An 18,407-nucleotide genomic window follows, 5' to 3' on the forward strand; every position below is an offset into this window, starting at 1 on the left:
ACAAGGCACCCCATGCTGCAAAACAACCCCGAACTCAAAAGCAAGATCGATCAGCTCTGGAACAAATTCTGGAGTGGTGGCATCAGCAATCCGCTCACCGCCATTGAGCAGATCACCTACCTGCTATTCATGAAGCGGCTAGACGAGCTCGATCAAAAGCGTCAAGCAGATGCCGAATGGACGAGTGATATTTATACGTCCAAATTCGAGGGCCAATGGATTCCACCGGAGGAGCGCAACTGGCCGGTGGCCGAGCAGAGGCCGATCAACAAGCGCACGCTGCGCTGGAGCGAATTCAAGCGCCTGCAGGCCGAAGAGATGCTGCAGCACGTGCAGGGCAAGGTATTCCCTTTCCTCAAGGACCTGAACGGATCGGCGTCCAACTTCACCCACCACATGAAGAACGCGGTGTTCATCATCCCCAAGCCACAATTGCTGGTGGAGGCGGTCAAGACCATCGACGACATTTTCGAAGTGATGGAGCGCGACTCGCGCGAAAACGGTCAGGCTTTCCAGGACATCCAGGGCGATGTTTACGAAATGCTGCTATCCGAGATCGCCTCTGCCGGCAAAAACGGCCAGTTCCGTACCCCGCGCCATATAATCAAACTGATGGCGGATTTGGTGCGCCCACAGCTCGGCCACAAGATTGCCGATCCAGCCTGTGGCACGGGTGGCTTCCTGCTTGGCGCCTATCAGTATGTCGTCACCCAGCTCGCCATCAATGCGGGCACACAGAATCTCGCACCAGACGAAGACGGTTTTTTACGGACTTCCGTTGCTGCCGCATTTGATGCAAAGCGGCAAGCCATCCTGCAAGAAACCCTTTACGGCTATGACATTGACAGCACCATGGTTCGTCTGGGGCTGATGAACCTGATGATGCACGGCATCGACGAGCCGCACATCGACTACAAAGACACCCTCAGCAAAAGTTACAACCAAGAGGCTGAGTACGACATCGTGATGGCCAACCCGCCCTTCACCGGCAGCATCGACAAGGGCGACATCAACGAAAACCTGCAACTCGGCACTACAAAAACCGAACTGCTGTTTGTCGAAACCATCTACGGCCTGCTGAAGAAAGGCGGCACCGCCTGCGTGATCGTGCCGCAGGGCGTGCTATTCGGCTCCGGCGGCGCTTTCAAGATCCTGCGCCAGTTGCTGGTGGAGCGTTGCGACCTCAAGGCCGTCATCACCATGCCCAGCGGCGTGTTTAGGCCTTATGCCGGGGTCAGCACCGCTATTTTGCTGTTCACCAAAGTCTGGGGGCCGAAGGACAACGTCACCCAGCCCGCCACCGAACACGTCTGGTTCTACGAAATGACCGCTGACGGCTACTCGCTGGACGACAAACGCAGCAAGCAGGAGGGCAATGGCGACCTGCAGGACATCATCGCCAAATACCACGCCCGCAATCCGGCCACCGACATCGACCGCACCGCCAAGTGCTTCATGGTGCCGCGTGCCGAGATCGCGGATGAGAAAAACAACTACGACCTCTCTCTTTCCCGCTACAAAACCGATGTGTTCGAAGACGTGCACTACGACGCGCCGGGCGTGATTCTGGAGCGACTGATTCAGGCCGAGGTGGGGGATGTGGACGAGGCAGAACTTGCCAAAGTGCAAGGCGGCATCGTGCGCGAGTTGCTGGAGTTGAAGGGGATGGTGGGATGAGGCTCCGCAAACTCGATGAATTTATGGTTAAACGGGGAGGCTCTGTCGACCCCTCCAAATTTAAAAATGAGACGTTTCAGCTTTTAAGCATTCCCGCATTCGATCAAGGGAGTCCCGATGTTGTCGAGGGCGAAAAGATTGGGTCCTCCAAGAAGATCGTTGAGCCTCGTGATGTCTTGCTGTCAAAAATAGTCCCTCATATCCGGCGCTGCTGGATTGTTCCCGAGCGCATTGACAAACGGCAGATCGCTTCCGGCGAATGGATCCAATTTCGGGGCGATGATTTATTTCCAGAATACCTACGGCTGTACTTGATATCAAACCGTTTTCATAGACAATTCATGAACACTGTGAAGGGAGTGGGAGGATCACTTCTTAGAGCAAGCCCGGCACAGGTTGCTGAAATCGAAATCCCTGTCCCCGAAGAGTTCGACGACCAAATCCGCATTGCCCATCTGCTCGGCAAAGTGGAAGGGCTGATCGCCCAGCGCAAACAACACCTGCAACAACTCGACGACCTGCTCAAGAGCGTATTTCTGGACATGTTTGGCGATCCGGTTCGGAATGAGAGGGGGTGGGATAAAGCACCGCTTGAAAAGCTTGGCTCCGTCAATCGCGGAGTATCCAAACACCGCCCAAGAAACGATCCGAAATTATTGGGCGGCAAGTATCCACTGATTCAAACGGGCGAAGTGTCGAATGCGGGCACCTATATCACGACATACACGCAAACTTATTCGGAAATAGGTTTTTCTCAGAGCAAGCAGTGGCCAGTTGGCACACTGTGCATCACGATTGCTGCAAACATTGCCCAAACTGGCATTTTGATGTTTGAAGCCTGCTTCCCGGATAGTGTGGTTGGATTTATCGCAGACGCAAATGAGGCCAATCCTCTTTATGTTCACGGCCTGTTCTGGTTCTTCCAGTCCATCTTGGAAAAGAATGCGCCAGCAGCAGCGCAGAAGAACATCAATCTTGAGATTCTGCGCAACCTGGAGGTTCCGAAACCTCCGATTCTTCTACAAAACCAGTTCGCCACCGTCGTTGAAAAGATCGAAGGCATCAAATTCCGCCACCAGCAAAGCCTCACCGACCTCGAAGCCCTCTACGGCGTGCTGAGCCAGAAGGCCTTCAAGGGCGAGCTGGATCTGTCGCGCGTGCCGATGCCGGGCATACAACCAGAAGATGAGCAAACCGTGGCAGCAGAACCCTTGCACGCACCCGCCGAACAAGGCTTGGCCATCCACTTGCCTGACACCGACAACTTACTCGATGCGCTTGTGAGCGCTGAGGTGCGCGAGGGTTTGATCGCGCAGTGGCTGGTGGCCTATCGCGGCCAACTCAGCGACACGCCGTTTTCAGTGCAGCACTTCACGGCGGCGGCGCAAACGCGGCTGGCGGAGCTGTACCCGGACAACGACTTCGCACTGGGTGCCAACGACTACGAGCACATCAAGGCCTGGGTGTTCGATGCGCTGGCCGCTGGCACGCTGGCGCAGGCGTTTGATGACGCGGGCAACCGCATTGAACTCAAGGCCGTGCAGGCATGAAGCTGCTGCGCCTCAAGATCACCGACCCGGCAGGCTTTCGCAGCCTGCCCGGTGGTTTTGAGCATTACTTTCGCACCGAATGGAGCTTGCAGGACGAACTGGCCCAGCCCGAAGGCTTTGCGCCTTTCGTGTGCGCCGGCCCCAATGGCAGCGGCAAGTCCAACCTGCTAGAAGCGCTGGCTGCGATCTTCTTTCAGCTGGAAATCCTGCGAGTGCGCCGCAGTTTTCTGCCCGAGATGTTGCAAAACACCGATCAGGACTTGTCGCCTGCGGCGTTTGAACTGGCTTATCTGATTCGGGTACCACCCGAATACGTTCGCCCCGGTGGCCAGGTATGGGCGAAGGTGTACGTCTGGAAAATACCAGGTGAATCGGTGTGCATTTTGTGGGAGAACCAGAGCGACTTCGACACGGATGTTTCTGAGGCTTTCAAGGGTGATCACGCCAACATCCTGCTGCCCCAGTATGTGCTGGGCTACTCGTCTGGCGAGAACGAAATCCTCAGCCTGCCCTTCCTCAAGCTGCGTTTTGTGCAGTTCGACGAATACTGGAATGCGCTGACCCGGCAATTGAGTTATCCCGGCCACCCGGAGACGCGACTGGCCTATCTGGACAGCGGTTTCAGCCAAGCCATTCTGCTGTGCAACCTGCTGTTTCAGGACGAGGCCACATTGCAGCCCTTCCGCGAGGATGTGGGCATCGAGGCTTTGCGGGAATTCCGCATCATCCTGCGCCGCCGAATTCCGATCGACACAATACAACTGGAAGCCTTCGACCTAGCTGATGAAGATCAGAAGCGCGAGCGACGAAATCGAATACAGGCGGAAGCTCGAACACGCGGACTCTCAGAGTCTGATATCAGCCAGTCAGTTGACGATTGGGTTCGCCGCGAGATCATCAAAGACAACCCCGCGCTCTCGGAAACTGATGAACCGGTAAGTACGCGCTACCGCCTGAACTTGCTGCAGCTGCTGGAGGCTGACGAGAAGTCGTCGCTGGTGGTGAGCGCCCTCAAGCGTTGTGCCACGCTGAGTTACATCGACGATGCCAGCGATGCGCTGGTGCTCGACTACTGGGTGAATGACGCGACCCGGCAGGCATTCCGAGAGAACTTCGATGGCTCGGCGCTGGCGCTTTTCCAGGCGTTTCAGGTCCTGCTGACGCTCAACCTGCATGCCGTCAGCGACGCGCTGAAGTCCGATCTCTACACCTCTACCAGCCACTACGTCGGCGAGACGGTGCCAACCCTGGCATCCGACCAGCGCATCACGCGCTTCAAGTTCGTGCGCTTCACCAAGCAGGGTGTGGCCGAGCCGATGATGCTCAAGGAATTGTCGGATGGCGAGCACCAGTTGCTGCACAGCCTCGGCCTGTGCCTGCTATTTCGGGAGACCAACAGCGTGTTCCTCCTCGACGAGCCGGAAACCCACTTCAACCCAGACTGGCGCGCCAACTTCATCACGCGACTGCGCCAATGCCTGCCGCGCAAGGATAATGTCGCGCAGGAAATGCTGATCACCACCCACACGCCTTTCCTGATCTCCGATAGCAAGCCGGACAAGGTGCTGGTGTTCTCCAAGAACAACACCAACGGCACTGTCAGCATCAGCCACCCGGACTACAACACCCTGGGCGCGTCGATCAACCAGATCACCATGAAAACCTTCGGTAAGCGCGAAACCATCGGTGGCCATTCGCAGGCGCTACTGGACGATCTGCGTCGGCGCTTTGAAGTGGGTGCGGAAGACAAGGAAACCTTGATCACGGAAATCCATCAGCAGCTCGGTGATTCGGTGGAGAAGCTGCTGCTGATCAAGGCCATTCTCGACAGCGGTCAGCCGGGAAACAATGGGGCGCAAGACTGATGCTGTTTCCGTACATCTACGTGCCACACAAGATGGAGAAGATGCAGGCGTTCATCGACTTCATTTTTCATGAGGTTTGGTGCAAGGCTCCGGCAAGCGGCGCCTTTGGCCTGCACCTGTTTGACGCCAACACTGAGCTGCGCGAAGTGATGGAAGCGTTTTATTACTCCGACACGCAGGGTGCCGATTTCTTCCATGGCCATGTAGAGCGAATATACGGCCTGTTTTCGGCGCTTGACGCCGCGCAGATCAACCAGTTTCAGCGGTGGTATCAGGGCAATAACGATTTGGAGAAGGTGTGCGCCAATGATCCGGCTACACATCTCGTCCGGTACACCGACATCGCGGCTGCCCATCAAGACCTTGGCGAGCAACTGGCGGTTTTCTTCAAGGGGCTATACGCACAATCGTTTTTGGATCTTGCTGTACTACGAGACAAGATCGGTGACATCGCTAACCACTATCAAACCTTTGTATCGACCAACGCGGCTGGAAAATGCCCGTTCTGCGGCATCGGCGACATCAAGGGCACGCACCACACCAAACGCGAGGCCTACGACCATTACTTGCCCAAGGCGCTGTACCCATTCAACTCGATGAATTTTCGCAATCTTGCACCCGCCTGCCACGAATGCAACAGCACCTATAAGCTCAGCAAGGATCCCGCGCACAACCTGGCTGGGCGGCGCAAAGCTTTCAATCCCTATGCCGCAGCCAGTCATACGATTCAAATCCAGATCACTCTAAAACACGCAGATGTAGATAAATTGCTGCCTGCTGACATCACGATGCACTTCGGCCCTGCGGCGGTGGCTGAAGAACTTGATACTTGGAAGGACGTGTACGGTATTGAAGAGCGCTACAAAGCCAAACTCTGCGGGGAGAACGACGGGAAGTATTGGCTGACACAGGTGCTGGACGAATGCCAAGCGCACGACAAGCGACCTGCCGACATCATAGCTATGCGCGCCGCCCAAGCACAGAGTAAACCGTACGCTGACTGCAATTTCCTCCGAAAACCCTTTCTTGACGCCTTCCAGCCAATCATCCCGCTTTTAAATTTTTCCACGGCAGCCAAATTGCATATCGGCAACCAGCTGAAGCCCGTCGAGACCAAGGTATCGACACCATGAGCACCTCCAAAGATCGCTTCCTCTGGCACGACTACGAAACCTTCGGCGCCGACGCTGCGCGCGATCGCCCCTCGCAGTTCGCAGGTGTCTACACCGACGCCGACCTGAACCCGGTGGGCGAGCCGCTGATGTTCTACTGCCAGCCGACGCTGGACGTGCTGCCGCATCCCGACGCCGCGCTGATCACCGGCATCAGCCCGCAGATTGCCGAGCGTGACGGCCTGCCCGAGTACCAGTTTGCCGAGCGCATCCACCAGGCCTTCAGCGGCCCCAATGTGTGCGGCGTAGGCTACAACTCGATTCGGTTTGACGATGAATTCACCCGCCACCTGTTCTGGCGCAATTTCATAGATCCGTATCGCCGTGAGTGGTTTGGCGGCAACAGCCGCTGGGACCTGATTGACGTGGTCCGCCTGTGGCACGCGCTGCGGCCCGAGGGGCTGGAATGGCCGGTGAACGACAAGGGCGCCACCAGTTTCAAGCTGGAACACCTGAGCGCCGCCAATGGCCTGGTGCACGAGCGCGCCCACGATGCGCTGTCCGACGTGTACGCGACCCTGGCGCTGGCGCAGAAGCTGAAGGCCGCCCAGCCGCGATTGTTCGAGCACGCCCTGAAGCTGCGTGACAAGCGCATCGCCGCCAATCTGCTGAAGCTGGGCGACCCGCAGCCGGTGCTGCATGTGTCGTCACGCATTCCGGCGACGCTGGGCTGCATCACCGCCGTCATCCCGCTGGCGGTGCACCCGGTGAATAAAAACTGCGTCATCTGCTTTGACCTGCGCCAAGACACCGCCGCACTGCTCAGCCTTGACGTGGACGAGCTGCAAGACCGGCTGTTTACCCCCGCCGCCGAACTGCCCGAAGGCATCGACCGGCTGGCGCTGAAAGGCATCCACCTCAACAAGTCACCGATGCTGGCGCCCATGGGCACGCTCAGCGCCGAGGCGGCTGAGCGCTGGCAGTTCGACCTGCCCCAGATTCGCGAGCACCATGCGACCCTGCTGGGGGTGGGCGACGCGCTGCGCGACAAGGTGCAGGCCATCTTCGTGCAACCGGATTTTGATGAGCAGGACGCCGAATGTTCGCTCTACGCCGGCTTTGTCAGCGATGCCGACCGTGCGCGCTGCGAGCAGGTGCGCAAGGCCGGGCCCGGTGCGGTGGAATCCTTCGATGGCAGCTTTGAAGACGCACGCCTCAACATGCTGCTGTTCCGCTGGCGCGCGCGCCACGCCCCGCACACGCTCAACGCCGCCGAGCAGGACGAATGGCAACAGTTCGTGCAGCGCAAGCTGCAGGTGGATACCGGGCTGGCATCAATGACCCTGGAGGCCTATCAGGCCCTCATCGACCAGCGCATGCGCGAGATCAACGATCCCGACAAGCTGCGCCTGCTGGTGGACCTGAAGAGTTGGCCGATGGATGCGGGGTTGCCGCTGTAGAACTGGCGCAGCAGCCCTGCCGGGATTGATGTTCGCGGGCCTGCGGCTGGGCTCTTTGAATGTTGTCATTGGACAAACCAATTCGATTGTTTTGTATCGCGTATCGATATAAAGTAAGCCCAATGGCCATCCAGTCGTTCAGATCCCGCGAAACTGAAGCGCTGCATGGGCGCCACCGGGTTGCACGCTTCGTCAACATTGAATCCGTAGCGCGGCGCAAGCTGGATCAGTTGGATGCCGCCGGCACCTTGCGCGACATGGCGGCCCCACCGGGGAACCGACTTGAGGCGCTACGTGGCAACCGAGCCGGTGAGCACAGCATCCGAATCAACGATCAGTGGCGGGTGTGCTTCATCTGGACCGACCAGGGCCCGAAAGACGTTGAAATCGTCGACTACCACTGATGACCAACAACGGAGATCGATCATGAGTAGAAAGCTCAAACCCATCCACCCCGGCGAGCAGTTGCGAGAGGAATTCATGATTCCGCTGGGCCTGTCCAGCAACGCCCTGGCCCGTGCCCTGGGGGTGACGCCTGCGCGCATCAACGAAATCGCCAGAGGGCGGCGCGGCATCAGCGCCGATACCGCGCTGCGGCTGGCGCGTTACTTCGGCACCTCCCATCAGTTCTGGATCAACTTGCAAGCCAACTATGAGGTGAAGTGCGCGGAGGACGCCGCCGGGAGTGTTATCGCCAAGATCAAGCCATTGGCGGATGCCGATCGCGAGTTGGGCCACGCGGCTTAGCGCGTACAGCGCAAAATGACCCGTGCCATTCACGCCCCAGTGGACGTCATGGCCGCGCCAACGCTTTGACGCCGTGCCAGTCAAAACGACCCCCGTCCAGCGGGTGGCATAATTCGCGCCCTGTTTTGAACCGCTGACTGCCGCCATGCGTCGCATCCTCGTCACCAACGCCCTGCCCTACGCCAACGGCGAGATCCACCTCGGCCATCTCGTCGGCTATGTGCAGGCCGACATCTGGGTGCGCTTTCAGCGGCTCTGCCGGCACGAGGTCCATTACGTCTGCGCTGATGACGCCCACGGCACACCGATCATGCTGGCCGCCGAGAAGGCCGGTCTGGCCCCTGAGGACTTCATCGACAGCGTCCGCAAGCGGCACATGGCCGACTTTGCCGACTTTGGCGTCGAATTCGACCATTACCACTCAACGCACAGCCCTGAAAACGAGCGGCTTTCGCAACTGATCTACACCCGCCTGCGCGACGCCGGACACATTGCCCAGCGCAACGTGCGGCAGTTGTACGACCCCGAGCGGCAGATGTTTCTGCCGGATCGCTTCATCAAGGGCGAATGCCCCAAGTGCAGCGCGGCCGACCAGTACGGTGACAACTGCGAAGTCTGCGGCGCCGCCTACGCGCCCACCGACCTGAAGAACCCGCGTTCGGTTGTCAGCGGCGCGGCGCCGGAGCTGCGGGATTCGGAGCATTACTTCTTCAAGCTCAATGACTTTAAAGATTTCGTAACAGATTATTTACAGGAGAGTCTCCCGGAGGCGCCGGTCTCAGGCACTGAAAGCTGGCGACCGCGCTTAGCCGCCCACAAAAGTATGCTTGCGAAGCTGAAGGAGTGGCTCGATGCCGGACTAAGGGACTGGGACATCTCGCGCGACGCCCCCTACTTCGGCTTCGCGATTCCCGATGCGCCGGGCAAGTATTTTTACGTATGGCTGGATGCGCCCATCGGCTACATGGCAAGTTTTGCTGCACACGCCGCGAAGCTTGGCAAGCCGGAACTGTTCGACGAATACTGGGGTGCGCCTCACCCCTCACCCCTCACGCCTCACGAGATTCACCATTTCATCGGCAAGGACATCGTCAACTTCCACGGGCTGTTCTGGCCGGCGATGCTCAAAGGCGCAGGCTTTCGCACGCCCACGCAACTGCACGTCAACGGCTACTTGACCATCAACGGTCAGAAAATGAGCAAAAGCCGCGGCACCTTCATTCAGGCACGGACCTGGCTGGGCCACTTGCCGCCGGAGGCGCTGCGCTACTACTTCGCCGCCAAACTCGGTAGCGGGCCGGAAGACCTGGACCTGAGCCTCGACGACTTCGCGGCGCGGGTGAACAGCGACCTGGTGGGCAAGTACGTGAACATTGCCAGCCGTTGTGCCGGGTTCATTGAAAAGCAGTTCGACAGCAAGCTGAGCCGAGAACTCTTCCAAACCCCGGAATCAATTCATGCCCTCGTACTGGACTACGGCGATGAAATTAAAGCTCGGTACGAATCAGGAGAGCTCTCTACTGTTGTGAGATCGGTGATGTGGCTTGCTGACAAAGCCAATGCAGAGCTTCAAAAGCTCGCACCATGGAAGCGGATAAAAGAGGAAGGTAGTCGTAACGAAGTACATGAGATTTGCTCCACCTTCATTAACGTCTTCCGCCTACTCACGCTCTACCTCAAACCCATCCTGCCGCAGCTCGCCAAGCAGGCCGAAGCCTTCCTCAACATCCCCCCGCTGAACTGGGCCGACGCCGCCACGCCGCTGCTCGATCACGCCATCAACCCGTACCAGCCGCTCATGACCCGTATCGAGAAAGCCCAGACCGACGCGCTGCTTGCCGCCGAAGCCGGTAATAGCCCCTCTCCCGCAGGCGGGAGAGGGGTTGGGGAGAGGGCCGCGCCCGAGCGCGGTGCGCCGTCCCAATTGCCCGCCGCCGTTCCGGCGACGCCCTCTCCCCCAACCCCTCTCCCGATTTCGGGAGAGGGGAGTCAGACAATCTCCATCGACGACTTCATCAAAGTCGACCTGCGCGTGGCGCGCATCGCCGAAGCTGGCGCGGTCGAGGGCGCCGACAAGCTGCTGCGCCTGCAACTCGATCTGGGGCCGCTCGGCACGCGGCAGGTGTTTGCCGGCATCAAGAAGGCCTACGACCCCGCACTGCTGGTCGGCAAGCTCACGGTCTGCGTCGCCAACCTGGCGCCGCGCAAGATGAAGTTCGGCATGTCTGAAGGCATGGTGCTGGCCGCCAGCAACGACAGCGCTGGCCCCTGTCTACTCTGGCCGGACGAAGGCGCCGAGCCCGGAATGCGGATCAAATAAGGGCGAAAAGCCTTAATTTCGAAAGCGCATAAGCCTATTCATATTCATGACCAAATCTTGTGGGCGCACAAGCGGCGGCGCATCCTAGACGCCCATGTCTGACGTGCTCCTCATCCTTCTTGGCGCGGTGCTCGTGCACAACTTCGTGTTGGTGCAGTTTCTCGGCCTGTGTCCGTTCATGGGCACCTCGAAAAAGGTCGAAACCAGTGGTGGGCTGGCACTGGCCACCACCTTCGTGCTCACCCTCACCGCCGTGGTCACCCATGTCATCGACACGTGGGTGCTGGCCATTTTCGGGCTGGAATACCTGCGCACCATCGTCTTCATCGTGGTGATTGCCGGCGTGGTGCAGTTCGTCGAAATGGTCGTGCAGAAAACCAGCCCGCTGCTGTATCAGGTGCTGGGTATTTACCTGCCGCTGATCACCACCAACTGCATCGTGCTCGGCGTGGCGCTGATCAACGTGCGGCAGTCGTCCACGTTTCTGGAATCGGCCCTCACCGGCATCGGCGCCGGCCTCGGCTTCTCGCTGGTGCTGCTGCTGTTTGCCAGCCTGCGTGAACGACTGACCGTGGCCGACGTACCCAAGTCGTTCAAAGGCGCACCCGTCGCGTTGGTCACCGCCGGCGTGATGAGTCTCGCTTTCCTCGGTTTCGCGGGGCTGGCCTGATCACATGCTGACGGCCGTCCTCACCCTGACGCTGCTCGCAGCCGCCTTCGGCGTGGTGCTGGGTTACGCCAGCATCCGCTTCAAGGTGGAGGGCGATCCGCTGGTCGAGAAGATCGACAAGATCCTGCCGCAGACGCAATGCGGCCAATGCGGTTTTCCCGGCTGCAAGCCGTACGCGACCGCCATTGCCGGCGGTGAGGCCGAAATCAACCAGTGCCCGCCCGGCGGCGAAGAAGGTGTGCTCAAACTCGCCGAGCTGCTCGGCCGCGATCCGATGCCGCTCAACGCCGACAACGGCGTCGCCAAGACCGTCAAGACCCTCGCCTTGATTGACGAGGCGGTGTGCATCGGCTGCACCAAGTGCATCCAGGCCTGCCCGGTGGACGCCATCGTTGGCGCCGCCAACCAGATGCACACCGTCATCGAAAGCCATTGCACCGGCTGCGAACTGTGCCTGCCGCCCTGCCCGGTGGACTGCATCACCATGGAGCCGGTCGCCGACACAGTGAAAACTTGGCGCTGGCCGCTGCCGCCCGGCGAGCGGGAGGCCGCGTGATTGCCGAGGCGCCGATCCGGCTGTATGGCTTTCACGGCGGCCTGCACCTGGACGACCGCAAGTCGCTGGCCACCGGTCAGCCAATTGGCGAGGTGCCGCTGCCGGACGCCTTGATTCTGCCGCTGTCGCAGCACATCGGCGGCGCGGCCAAACCGCGCGTCAAGGTCGGTGACGTGGTGCGTCGCGGGCAAACCGTCGCCGACCCGCAGGGCGTGGTGTCGTCGCCGGTGCACGCCCCGACCTCGGGGCGCATCGTCGCCATCGAACCACGCCGCGTGCCGCACCCGTCCGGCCTCAAGGCCGACTGCGTGGTGCTCGAACCCGACGGCCTCGACCAGTGGCTGGACGCGCCGGAATGGACGCCGCTGCCCGACTTCACCGCCGCCAGTGGCGAGCAGATTCGCGTGATCGCACGCGCCGCCGGCATCGTCGGCCTGGGTGGCGCGGCGTTCCCGTCGGCGATCAAGCTCAATCCGGGCCGCGTCGTCGACACGCTGATCATCAACGGCGCCGAGTGCGAGCCCTACATCAGTTGCGACCAGATGCTGATGACCGAACAGGCGGACGAAATCGTCCTCGGCATTCGCGTGGTGCTGCATGCGCTGGGCGCGCCGCGCTGTCTGATCGGCGTCGAAGACAACAAGCCTGCGGCCATTCGTGCGCTGTCGCGCGCCTGCGAGAAGGACGCCCACATCCACGTCGTGGTGGTGCCGACCCGCTACCCGCAAGGCGGCGAGAAACAGCTCATCCAGACCCTGGCCGGTCTCGAAGTGCCCAGTGAAGGCCTGCCACTGGACCTCGGCATCGTTTGCCACAACCCCGGCACCGTCCGCGCCGTGGGCCGCGCCGTGTGCTTGGGCGAGCCGCTGATCGAACGCATCATCACCGTCACCGGCGAGGCCGTGGCGCAACCGCGCAATTTCCGCGTGCGGCTGGGCACGCCGATGCGCCACCTGGTCGAACAGGCCGGCGGCCTCAAAGGCACACCCGGACGACTGCTGATGGGCGGACCGATGATGGGCTTTGCCCTGCCCAACCTCGACGTGCCGGTGATCAAGGCCACCAACTGCGTGCTGGCGCTGGCGCCGGAAACGATTCGCGCGACGCCCGAAGCCCAGCCGTGCATCCGCTGCGGCGAATGCGTCACCGTGTGTCCGTCGCGCCTGCTACCTCAACAGCTTTACTGGCACGCCCGCGCCCGCGAGTTCGAGGCGGCCGAAAATCTGAATCTGTTTGACTGCATTGAATGTGGCTGCTGCGCCATCGTCTGCCCCAGCCACATTCCGCTGGTGCAGTACTACCGCTTCGCCAAGACCGAGATTCACGCCGCCGAGGCCGAAAAGCGCGAGGCCGACGCCGCACGCCTGCGCCACGAGGCCCGTCTGGCCCGTATCGAACGCGAAGAGCGGGCCAAAGAAGAAGCCCGCGCACGCAAAAAAGCGGCGCTGGCAGCCGCCAAGTCGGGCGCGCCCACACCGCCGCCTGATGCGGCACCCGCCAAGCCCGCCGCCGCCCCGGCCACTGCACCGACGGGCGACGACGATCCGGTCGCCATCGCCATGGCCCGTGCGCAGGCGCGTCGCAGCGCCAACAACGCCGTGCCCGCCCCGGCGTCAGTCGAAACCGAACCCACCGCCGCCGAGACGAACCCGCCAACGCCTGCCGACGACGATCCGGTGGCCAGGGCCATCGCTGCCGCCAAAGCACGCAAGGCCGCGAAAGAAGCAGCGGCGCCGACGCCCTCCGAGGCCCCTCAAGCGCCGGCGGAAGACGACCCGGTGGCCAAGGCCATTGCCGCGGCCAAGGCGCGCAAAGCGGCGAAGGCGGCGGCAACCGAGATACCGCCTGACGCCCCGGCCACCGAGTCCGATGCCGAAGACCCGGTTGCCAAGGCCATCGCCGCTGCGAAGGCGCGCAAGGCGGCGCGCGACACCGCCGCCGACAACCGCGAATGAACCGCGACCTGATCAGCTCACCCCATCTGCGCGTGCAGCCCAACGTGCGCGGCGTGATGTTGCGGGTGCTCGCTGCGCTGCTGCCCGGCATCGCCGTGTTCACCGGCCTGTTCGGCCCGGGCGTGCTGCTGAATCTGCTGTGGTGCATTGCAGCGGCGGTGCTCACCGAGATCACGGTGATGGCGCTGCGCGGCCGCGACTGGCGAGTGATTGTTGACGGCAGCGCGGTGCTCACGGGCGCCCTGCTGGCGCTCGCCCTGCCGCCCGACGCGCCGTGGTGGTTGCCGGTGCTTGGCGGCTTTTTTGCCGTGTCGCTGGGCAAACAGGTTTATGGCGGCATCGGCTTCAATCCGTTCAACCCGGCCATGGTTGGGTATGTGGTGTTGCTGATCAGCTTTCCGGTAGCGATGACCGCGTGGCCCAGCCCGAACCTCGGCTGGGCCACCGACGCGGTCAGCCAGGCCACGGCGCTGGATCATGCGCGCACCGCGCTCACCCAGGGCCGAACCCTGACCGAAGTATTTGCCGACCCCGGCTTTGAAAGCGCCAGCGTGCGCGGCTGGCTGTGGGTGTCGCTGGCCTACCTGGTCGGCGGATTGTTCCTGCTGCAGCAACGCACCATCCGCTGGCAGATTCCGCTCGGCGTGCTGCTGGGCATGGGGCTGATGGCGCTGATTTTCTGGGGCATCGACAGCGACCGTTACGCCTCGCCGCTGTTTCACTGGACCAGCGGCGCAGCGATGCTGGGCGCGTTCTTCATTGCCACCGATCCGGTGTCGGCCAGCACCACACCGCGCGGCCGGTTGATCTTCGGACTGGGTGTCGGCGTGCTGACCTGGATCATCCGCAGTTGGGGCGGCTACCCCGACGGCTTCGCCTTCGCGGTGCTGCTGATGAACATTCTCGCGCCCACCATCGACCGCTACACGCCGACCCGCGTATACGGCACCGGACGCCGGATGGAACGTCCATGAGCGGCGCCGTGCACGTCCGGCAAATGCTGAAATCCGGCGGCCTGCTGGCGGCTTTCGGTGTGGTCACCGCCGCACTGTTGGCCGGCGTCTACGGCCTCACCAAAGACCAGATCGCCGCCGCGCAGCAGGCGCGTCTGCTGCGCGAATTGCAGGCGGTGCTGTCGGCCGAACGCTACGACAATGACCTGGCGCTGGACACGCTGACCCTGGACGACCCGCGCCTCGGCGGGCGCAGCACGGTGTACCGCGCGCGCCTTGATGGCCGACCGGCCGCCAGCATCTTTACGGTCGTCGCACCCGACGGTTACAGCGGCGATATCCGCCTGTTGGTGGGCGTCACGCCCGACGGCACCGTGACCGGCGTGCGTGTCACCGAGCACCGCGAAACCCCCGGCCTTGGCGACAAGATCGAACTGCGCAAGAACGACTGGATTCTGGCCTTCACCGGCCGCTCGCTGGGCGACCCGGCGGCTGAGCGATGGACCGTCCGCAAGGACGGCGGCGCCTTCGACCAGTTCACCGGCGCGACCATCACGCCGCGTGCGGTGGTTGCGGCCGTGGCCCGCACGCTTACCGTTACCGCCGAACGCCAGCACGAATGGTGGGACGATGCGCCCGCCACGACCCCTGACCCGGAGGCCCGCGACACGCCATGAACCTGAGCAAGCTCGTCCGTGACGGTCTGTGGACCAACAACCCCGGCCTGGTGCAATTGCTGGGCCTGTGCCCGCTGCTGGCGGTGAGCAACAACTTCGTCAACGCGCTGTCGCTGGGGCTGGCGACCCTGTTTGTGCTGACCGCCTCCAACCTGACCGTGTCGGCCATCCGCAACGTCGTGCGCCCCGAGATTCGCATTCCGGTGTTCGTCATGGTCATCGCCTCACTGGTGACCCTGGTCGAGCTGGTGATGAACGCCTACTTCCAGACGCTTTACGACATCCTTGGCATCTTCCTGCCGATCATCACGACCAACTGCGCCATCATCGGCCGCGCCGAAGCCTTCGCCTCGAAGAACCGTGTCGGACCGGCGCTGATCGACGGCTTCATGATGGGGCTGGGTTTTCTGCTGGTGCTGGTGGTGTTGGGCGGCGCGCGTGAAATTCTGTCGCTGGGCACGCTCGGCCAGGGCCTGAACCTGCTGCTGGGCGCCGGTTTTGAAGACGCCTACTGGACGCTGATTCCCAACACCGACGGCCTGCTGCTGGCCGCGCTGCCACCCGGTGCGTTCATTGGCCTGGGCCTGCTGATTGCCCTGAAAAACTTCATCGACGCGCGCGTCAAACGCTGGCGCCAGCCGTCGCCCGTCGCGTCCGCCGCCGCCCCCGCCGGCGCATGAACAAGCTCAGTCGTGCCGAGTTCTACCGGCGCCTGCAGGCGGCCAATCCGGCACCCACCACCGAGCTGAAATTCAACTCGCCCTTCGAGCTGCTGGTGGCGGTGGTGCTGTCGGCGCAGGCGACCGACGTCGGCGTCAACAAGGCCATGGCCAGACTCTTTCCGGTGGCCAACACCCCGCAGGCGATTCTTGCGCTGGGCGAAGAACGGCTGCGTGACTTCATCAAGACCATCGGCCTGTTCAAGACCAAGGCGAAGAACGTGATGGGCCTGTGCCAGCAGTTGATCGACCTGCACGGCGGCCAGGTCCCGCGTGACCGCGATGCCCTCGAAGCCCTGCCCGGCGTTGGCCGCAAAACCGCCAACGTGGTGCTCAACACCGCCTTCGGTGAAGCGACCATTGCGGTCGACACGCACATCTTCAGGGTGTCGAATCGCACCGGGCTGGCCAAGGGCAAAACCGTGCGTGCGGTGGAAGACCGTCTGGTCAAGGTCACGCCGGCCGAGTACGCGCGCGACGCGCACCACTGGCTGATCCTGCACGGGCGCTACGTCTGCAAGGCACGCAAGCCCGAGTGCTGGCGCTGCGCAGTCATCGACCTGTGCGACCATCGCCCCAAGACCCCCGCCCCGGCCGACTGGCCCGCACCGCTCACGCCATGATCCCCACCGGCTACAAACCCCGCTTCGGCCTGTTTCACATCATCGCCATCATCGGCCTCAGCCTGAGTGCCTACTACGGCTATGAGTTGATGACGTGGGAAGACCTGACCGACGAAGAGATCGAACAGTCGGTCGAGATCAACCTTGCGCTTGACCTCAACCGACGCGGCCCCCACCTGCAACCCGACGATGCCACCCGGGCCCGGATGCGCGAACAGGTTCGCGCGGAGATCGTCGGCGAACGCGCCGTGGCAAAAGAGAAAATCGAGCGTCGCCTTGGCGTGGGTCTGCTATTGACCGTGGCCGGCGGGATTCGCTTGTTGATGGCGCGGGGTATGTGAGGGTGATTGAGGTTCGTTCGGCTGAAGCGAGAGACGAAGCGGCGCTCTGGGAATTGATACGCGCCTTCCCGACGCCCACTCCGATCAGCGCCGATGCCTATGCCCGCATGTTTCAACGCAAGCTCGACGATCCATGCGCCTTGATTGCGGTAGCCCGACAAGGCGAAACGCTCGTTGGCTATGTGTCGGGCCACAAGCATTCGGCGTTTTATGCGGCGGGTGACACGGCTTGGGTGGACGAGATTTTCGTTGTCAATCACGGGCGGCGCATGGGCGTCGGGCGATCGCTGATGACTGCATTCGAATCATGGGCTGACGATGTTGGCTGCAAGCTAGCGTCGCTGGCAACCATCGGCGCGGCGGACTTCTATCGCGCCTTGGGCTACGCCACCAAGGCCGGGTATTTCAAAAAGTATCTTGGCGACGGCAAGCAATCGACCGAGCCGAGCCGCCAGGCAAAGTAAGCGCTCATCCGCGCCGACGCTGCGCGGCCTTGACCACCAGCGCTTCCGGCATCAGCGGCGCCAACATTCCGCGTGCCGTGGCAAGCGTCATCTCATCCGCGAGCTCCGGACGTCCGGTCTGGAACGGTGGCTCGGGCGCGTATTCCATGACCAGTTCGACCAGTCGACCGGCCGGCTCACCGCCCCACTCGGCCGCCATGCGCAGGCCGAAATCGAGGCCGGCGGTGACGCCGCCACCACTGGCACGGTTGCGGTCGATGACCACCCGCGCCGGGTCGGGGATGGCGCCAAATTGTTCCAGCCACGGCCGCGCGTACCAGTGGCATGCCGACCGGTAGCCGTTCAACAAACCTGCCGCGCCGAGCAGCAGCGAGCCGGTGCAGACGCTGGTGACCCACTGGGCGTGAGCGCCGGCGCGGGCAATGGCATCGAGCAGGGTATCGTCCTGCAGCGCCTCGAAGGTGGGCAGGCCGCCGCCGGGCACAAACACCACGTCGGGGTTGGCCGACGCGCTTTGGTAGTCGTGGGTGGCGACGAAGGCCAGACCGGTGTCGGTGACGATGGGACCCGTTTGCGCGGCAATGAATTCAAACTCAACGCCGGGTGCGAAGTGCCACGCGGTGATCGGCCCGATCATGTCGATAGAGGTGAACTGCGGGTAGAGAAAGCAGGCGATTTTCATGGTCAAGCTCCGGTGAAGGTGGCGCCAGCTTCGCCT

Annotated in this window: 19 protein-coding genes; 17 read left to right on the forward strand and 2 right to left on the reverse strand. The window is 62.0% G+C overall.

From position 1 onward, the window contains the following. Window positions 1-12 precede the first annotated feature (12 nt). The 7 genes from U741_RS0115035 to U741_RS0115065 all read left to right on the forward strand — a co-directional run bounded on the left by U741_RS0115035 (window position 13) and on the right by U741_RS0115065 (window position 8,411). The gene (locus U741_RS0115035; protein WP_029891268.1) at window positions 13-1,677 is read left to right on the forward strand and encodes a type I restriction-modification system subunit M; all 1,665 of its coding nucleotides are present in this window, start codon (window positions 13-15) and stop codon (window positions 1,675-1,677) included. After that, window positions 1,674-3,227 (forward strand): restriction endonuclease subunit S, encoded by a 1,554-nt coding sequence (locus tag U741_RS19065; RefSeq protein WP_200872740.1) that lies wholly within the window; start codon window positions 1,674-1,676, stop codon window positions 3,225-3,227. Before U741_RS0115035 ends, U741_RS19065 begins: the two co-directional genes overlap by 4 nt. Continuing rightward, entirely contained in the window at window positions 3,224-5,092 is a 1,869-nt protein-coding gene (locus U741_RS0115045) for a restriction system-associated AAA family ATPase (RefSeq protein WP_029891270.1), read from the forward strand. Before U741_RS19065 ends, U741_RS0115045 begins: the two co-directional genes overlap by 4 nt. Continuing rightward, window positions 5,092-6,225, forward strand: coding sequence for an HNH endonuclease (locus tag U741_RS0115050; RefSeq protein WP_200872742.1), 1,134 nt, complete (start codon window positions 5,092-5,094; stop codon window positions 6,223-6,225). The genes U741_RS0115045 and U741_RS0115050 overlap by 1 nt, the downstream gene beginning before the upstream one ends. Further along, complete coding sequence (sbcB, locus tag U741_RS0115055; RefSeq protein WP_029891272.1) at window positions 6,222-7,664, forward strand: exodeoxyribonuclease I; 1,443 nt, start codon at window positions 6,222-6,224, stop codon at window positions 7,662-7,664. The genes U741_RS0115050 and sbcB overlap by 4 nt, the downstream gene beginning before the upstream one ends. Before the next feature lie 122 nt (window positions 7,665-7,786). After that, entirely contained in the window at window positions 7,787-8,068 is a 282-nt protein-coding gene (locus U741_RS0115060; RefSeq protein ID WP_029891273.1) for a type II toxin-antitoxin system RelE/ParE family toxin, read from the forward strand. 22 nt (window positions 8,069-8,090) lie between these two features. Next, window positions 8,091-8,411, forward strand: a complete 321-nt coding sequence (locus U741_RS0115065) for a HigA family addiction module antitoxin (RefSeq protein ID WP_043110301.1) — start codon at window positions 8,091-8,093, stop codon at window positions 8,409-8,411. A gap of 46 nt (window positions 8,412-8,457) precedes the next feature. Here the strand turns inward: U741_RS0115065 and U741_RS19775 are convergent, their stop codons facing one another. Continuing rightward, window positions 8,458-8,709 carry a hypothetical protein gene (locus U741_RS19775; protein ID WP_235200691.1) on the reverse strand — a complete coding sequence of 84 codons (252 nt, stop codon included), beginning with the start codon at window positions 8,707-8,709 and terminating at the stop codon, window positions 8,458-8,460. Here U741_RS19775 and metG point away from each other — a divergent pair. The 10 genes from metG (at window position 8,605) to U741_RS0115115 (ending at window position 17,689) form a co-directional block, all read left to right on the forward strand. Further along, the gene (gene metG / locus U741_RS0115070) at window positions 8,605-10,731 is read left to right on the forward strand and encodes a methionine--tRNA ligase (RefSeq protein ID WP_235200684.1); all 2,127 of its coding nucleotides are present in this window, start codon (window positions 8,605-8,607) and stop codon (window positions 10,729-10,731) included. The genes U741_RS19775 and metG overlap by 105 nt on opposite strands. A 94-nt stretch (window positions 10,732-10,825) precedes the next feature. Next, window positions 10,826-11,401, forward strand: a complete 576-nt coding sequence (gene rsxA, locus U741_RS0115075; protein ID WP_029891276.1) for an electron transport complex subunit RsxA — start codon at window positions 10,826-10,828, stop codon at window positions 11,399-11,401. A gap of 4 nt (window positions 11,402-11,405) precedes the next feature. Beyond that, window positions 11,406-11,957 (forward strand): electron transport complex subunit RsxB, encoded by a 552-nt coding sequence (gene rsxB, locus U741_RS0115080; RefSeq protein ID WP_029891277.1) that lies wholly within the window; start codon window positions 11,406-11,408, stop codon window positions 11,955-11,957. Next, window positions 11,954-13,912, forward strand: a complete 1,959-nt coding sequence (rsxC, locus tag U741_RS18015) for an electron transport complex subunit RsxC (RefSeq protein WP_084155119.1) — start codon at window positions 11,954-11,956, stop codon at window positions 13,910-13,912. Before rsxB ends, rsxC begins: the two co-directional genes overlap by 4 nt. After that, window positions 13,909-14,886, forward strand: coding sequence for an RnfABCDGE type electron transport complex subunit D (locus tag U741_RS0115090; RefSeq protein WP_029891279.1), 978 nt, complete (start codon window positions 13,909-13,911; stop codon window positions 14,884-14,886). The genes rsxC and U741_RS0115090 overlap by 4 nt, the downstream gene beginning before the upstream one ends. Next, a complete protein-coding gene (gene rsxG / locus U741_RS0115095; protein WP_029891280.1) occupies window positions 14,883-15,542 on the forward strand; it encodes an electron transport complex subunit RsxG in 660 nt (219 codons plus the stop codon). The genes U741_RS0115090 and rsxG overlap by 4 nt, the downstream gene beginning before the upstream one ends. Next, on the forward strand, window positions 15,539-16,222 hold the full coding sequence (locus U741_RS0115100) for an electron transport complex subunit E (RefSeq protein WP_029891281.1): 684 nt from the start codon (window positions 15,539-15,541) through the stop codon (window positions 16,220-16,222). The genes rsxG and U741_RS0115100 overlap by 4 nt, the downstream gene beginning before the upstream one ends. Further along, the gene (gene nth, locus U741_RS0115105; protein WP_029891282.1) at window positions 16,219-16,884 is read left to right on the forward strand and encodes an endonuclease III; all 666 of its coding nucleotides are present in this window, start codon (window positions 16,219-16,221) and stop codon (window positions 16,882-16,884) included. Before U741_RS0115100 ends, nth begins: the two co-directional genes overlap by 4 nt. Beyond that, window positions 16,881-17,225, forward strand: a complete 345-nt coding sequence (locus tag U741_RS0115110; protein ID WP_029891283.1) for a hypothetical protein — start codon at window positions 16,881-16,883, stop codon at window positions 17,223-17,225. The genes nth and U741_RS0115110 overlap by 4 nt, the downstream gene beginning before the upstream one ends. Next, on the forward strand, window positions 17,222-17,689 hold the full coding sequence (locus tag U741_RS0115115) for a GNAT family N-acetyltransferase (RefSeq protein WP_152551636.1): 468 nt from the start codon (window positions 17,222-17,224) through the stop codon (window positions 17,687-17,689). The genes U741_RS0115110 and U741_RS0115115 overlap by 4 nt, the downstream gene beginning before the upstream one ends. A 4-nt stretch (window positions 17,690-17,693) precedes the next feature. Here the strand turns inward: U741_RS0115115 and U741_RS0115120 are convergent, their stop codons facing one another. Then, window positions 17,694-18,371, reverse strand: a complete 678-nt coding sequence (locus tag U741_RS0115120) for a DJ-1/PfpI family protein (protein WP_043110302.1) — start codon at window positions 18,369-18,371, stop codon at window positions 17,694-17,696. Window positions 18,372-18,407: the final 36 nt, after the last annotated feature.

Origin of the sequence: Polycyclovorans algicola TG408 (assembly GCF_000711245.1) — a bacterium.
GTDB classification, from domain to species: domain Bacteria; phylum Pseudomonadota; class Gammaproteobacteria; order Nevskiales; family Nevskiaceae; genus Polycyclovorans; species Polycyclovorans algicola.

Coding starts and splice junctions, on each gene's coding strand:
- U741_RS0115035 (WP_029891268.1), top strand. CDS start 13: ATGCTGCAAAACAACCCCGAACTCAAAAGCAAGATCGATCAGCTCTGG.
- U741_RS19065 (WP_200872740.1), top strand. CDS start 1,674: ATGAGGCTCCGCAAACTCGATGAATTTATGGTTAAACGGGGAGGCTCT.
- U741_RS0115045 (WP_029891270.1), top strand. CDS start 3,224: ATGAAGCTGCTGCGCCTCAAGATCACCGACCCGGCAGGCTTTCGCAGC.
- U741_RS0115050 (WP_200872742.1), top strand. CDS start 5,092: ATGCTGTTTCCGTACATCTACGTGCCACACAAGATGGAGAAGATGCAG.
- sbcB (WP_029891272.1), top strand. CDS start 6,222: ATGAGCACCTCCAAAGATCGCTTCCTCTGGCACGACTACGAAACCTTC.
- U741_RS0115060 (WP_029891273.1), top strand. CDS start 7,787: ATGGCCATCCAGTCGTTCAGATCCCGCGAAACTGAAGCGCTGCATGGG.
- U741_RS0115065 (WP_043110301.1), top strand. CDS start 8,091: ATGAGTAGAAAGCTCAAACCCATCCACCCCGGCGAGCAGTTGCGAGAG.
- rsxA (WP_029891276.1), top strand. CDS start 10,826: ATGTCTGACGTGCTCCTCATCCTTCTTGGCGCGGTGCTCGTGCACAAC.
- rsxB (WP_029891277.1), top strand. CDS start 11,406: ATGCTGACGGCCGTCCTCACCCTGACGCTGCTCGCAGCCGCCTTCGGC.
- U741_RS0115090 (WP_029891279.1), top strand. CDS start 13,909: ATGAACCGCGACCTGATCAGCTCACCCCATCTGCGCGTGCAGCCCAAC.
- rsxG (WP_029891280.1), top strand. CDS start 14,883: ATGAGCGGCGCCGTGCACGTCCGGCAAATGCTGAAATCCGGCGGCCTG.
- U741_RS0115100 (WP_029891281.1), top strand. CDS start 15,539: ATGAACCTGAGCAAGCTCGTCCGTGACGGTCTGTGGACCAACAACCCC.
- nth (WP_029891282.1), top strand. CDS start 16,219: ATGAACAAGCTCAGTCGTGCCGAGTTCTACCGGCGCCTGCAGGCGGCC.
- U741_RS0115110 (WP_029891283.1), top strand. CDS start 16,881: ATGATCCCCACCGGCTACAAACCCCGCTTCGGCCTGTTTCACATCATC.
- U741_RS0115120 (WP_043110302.1), bottom strand. CDS start 18,371: ATGAAAATCGCCTGCTTTCTCTACCCGCAGTTCACCTCTATCGACATG.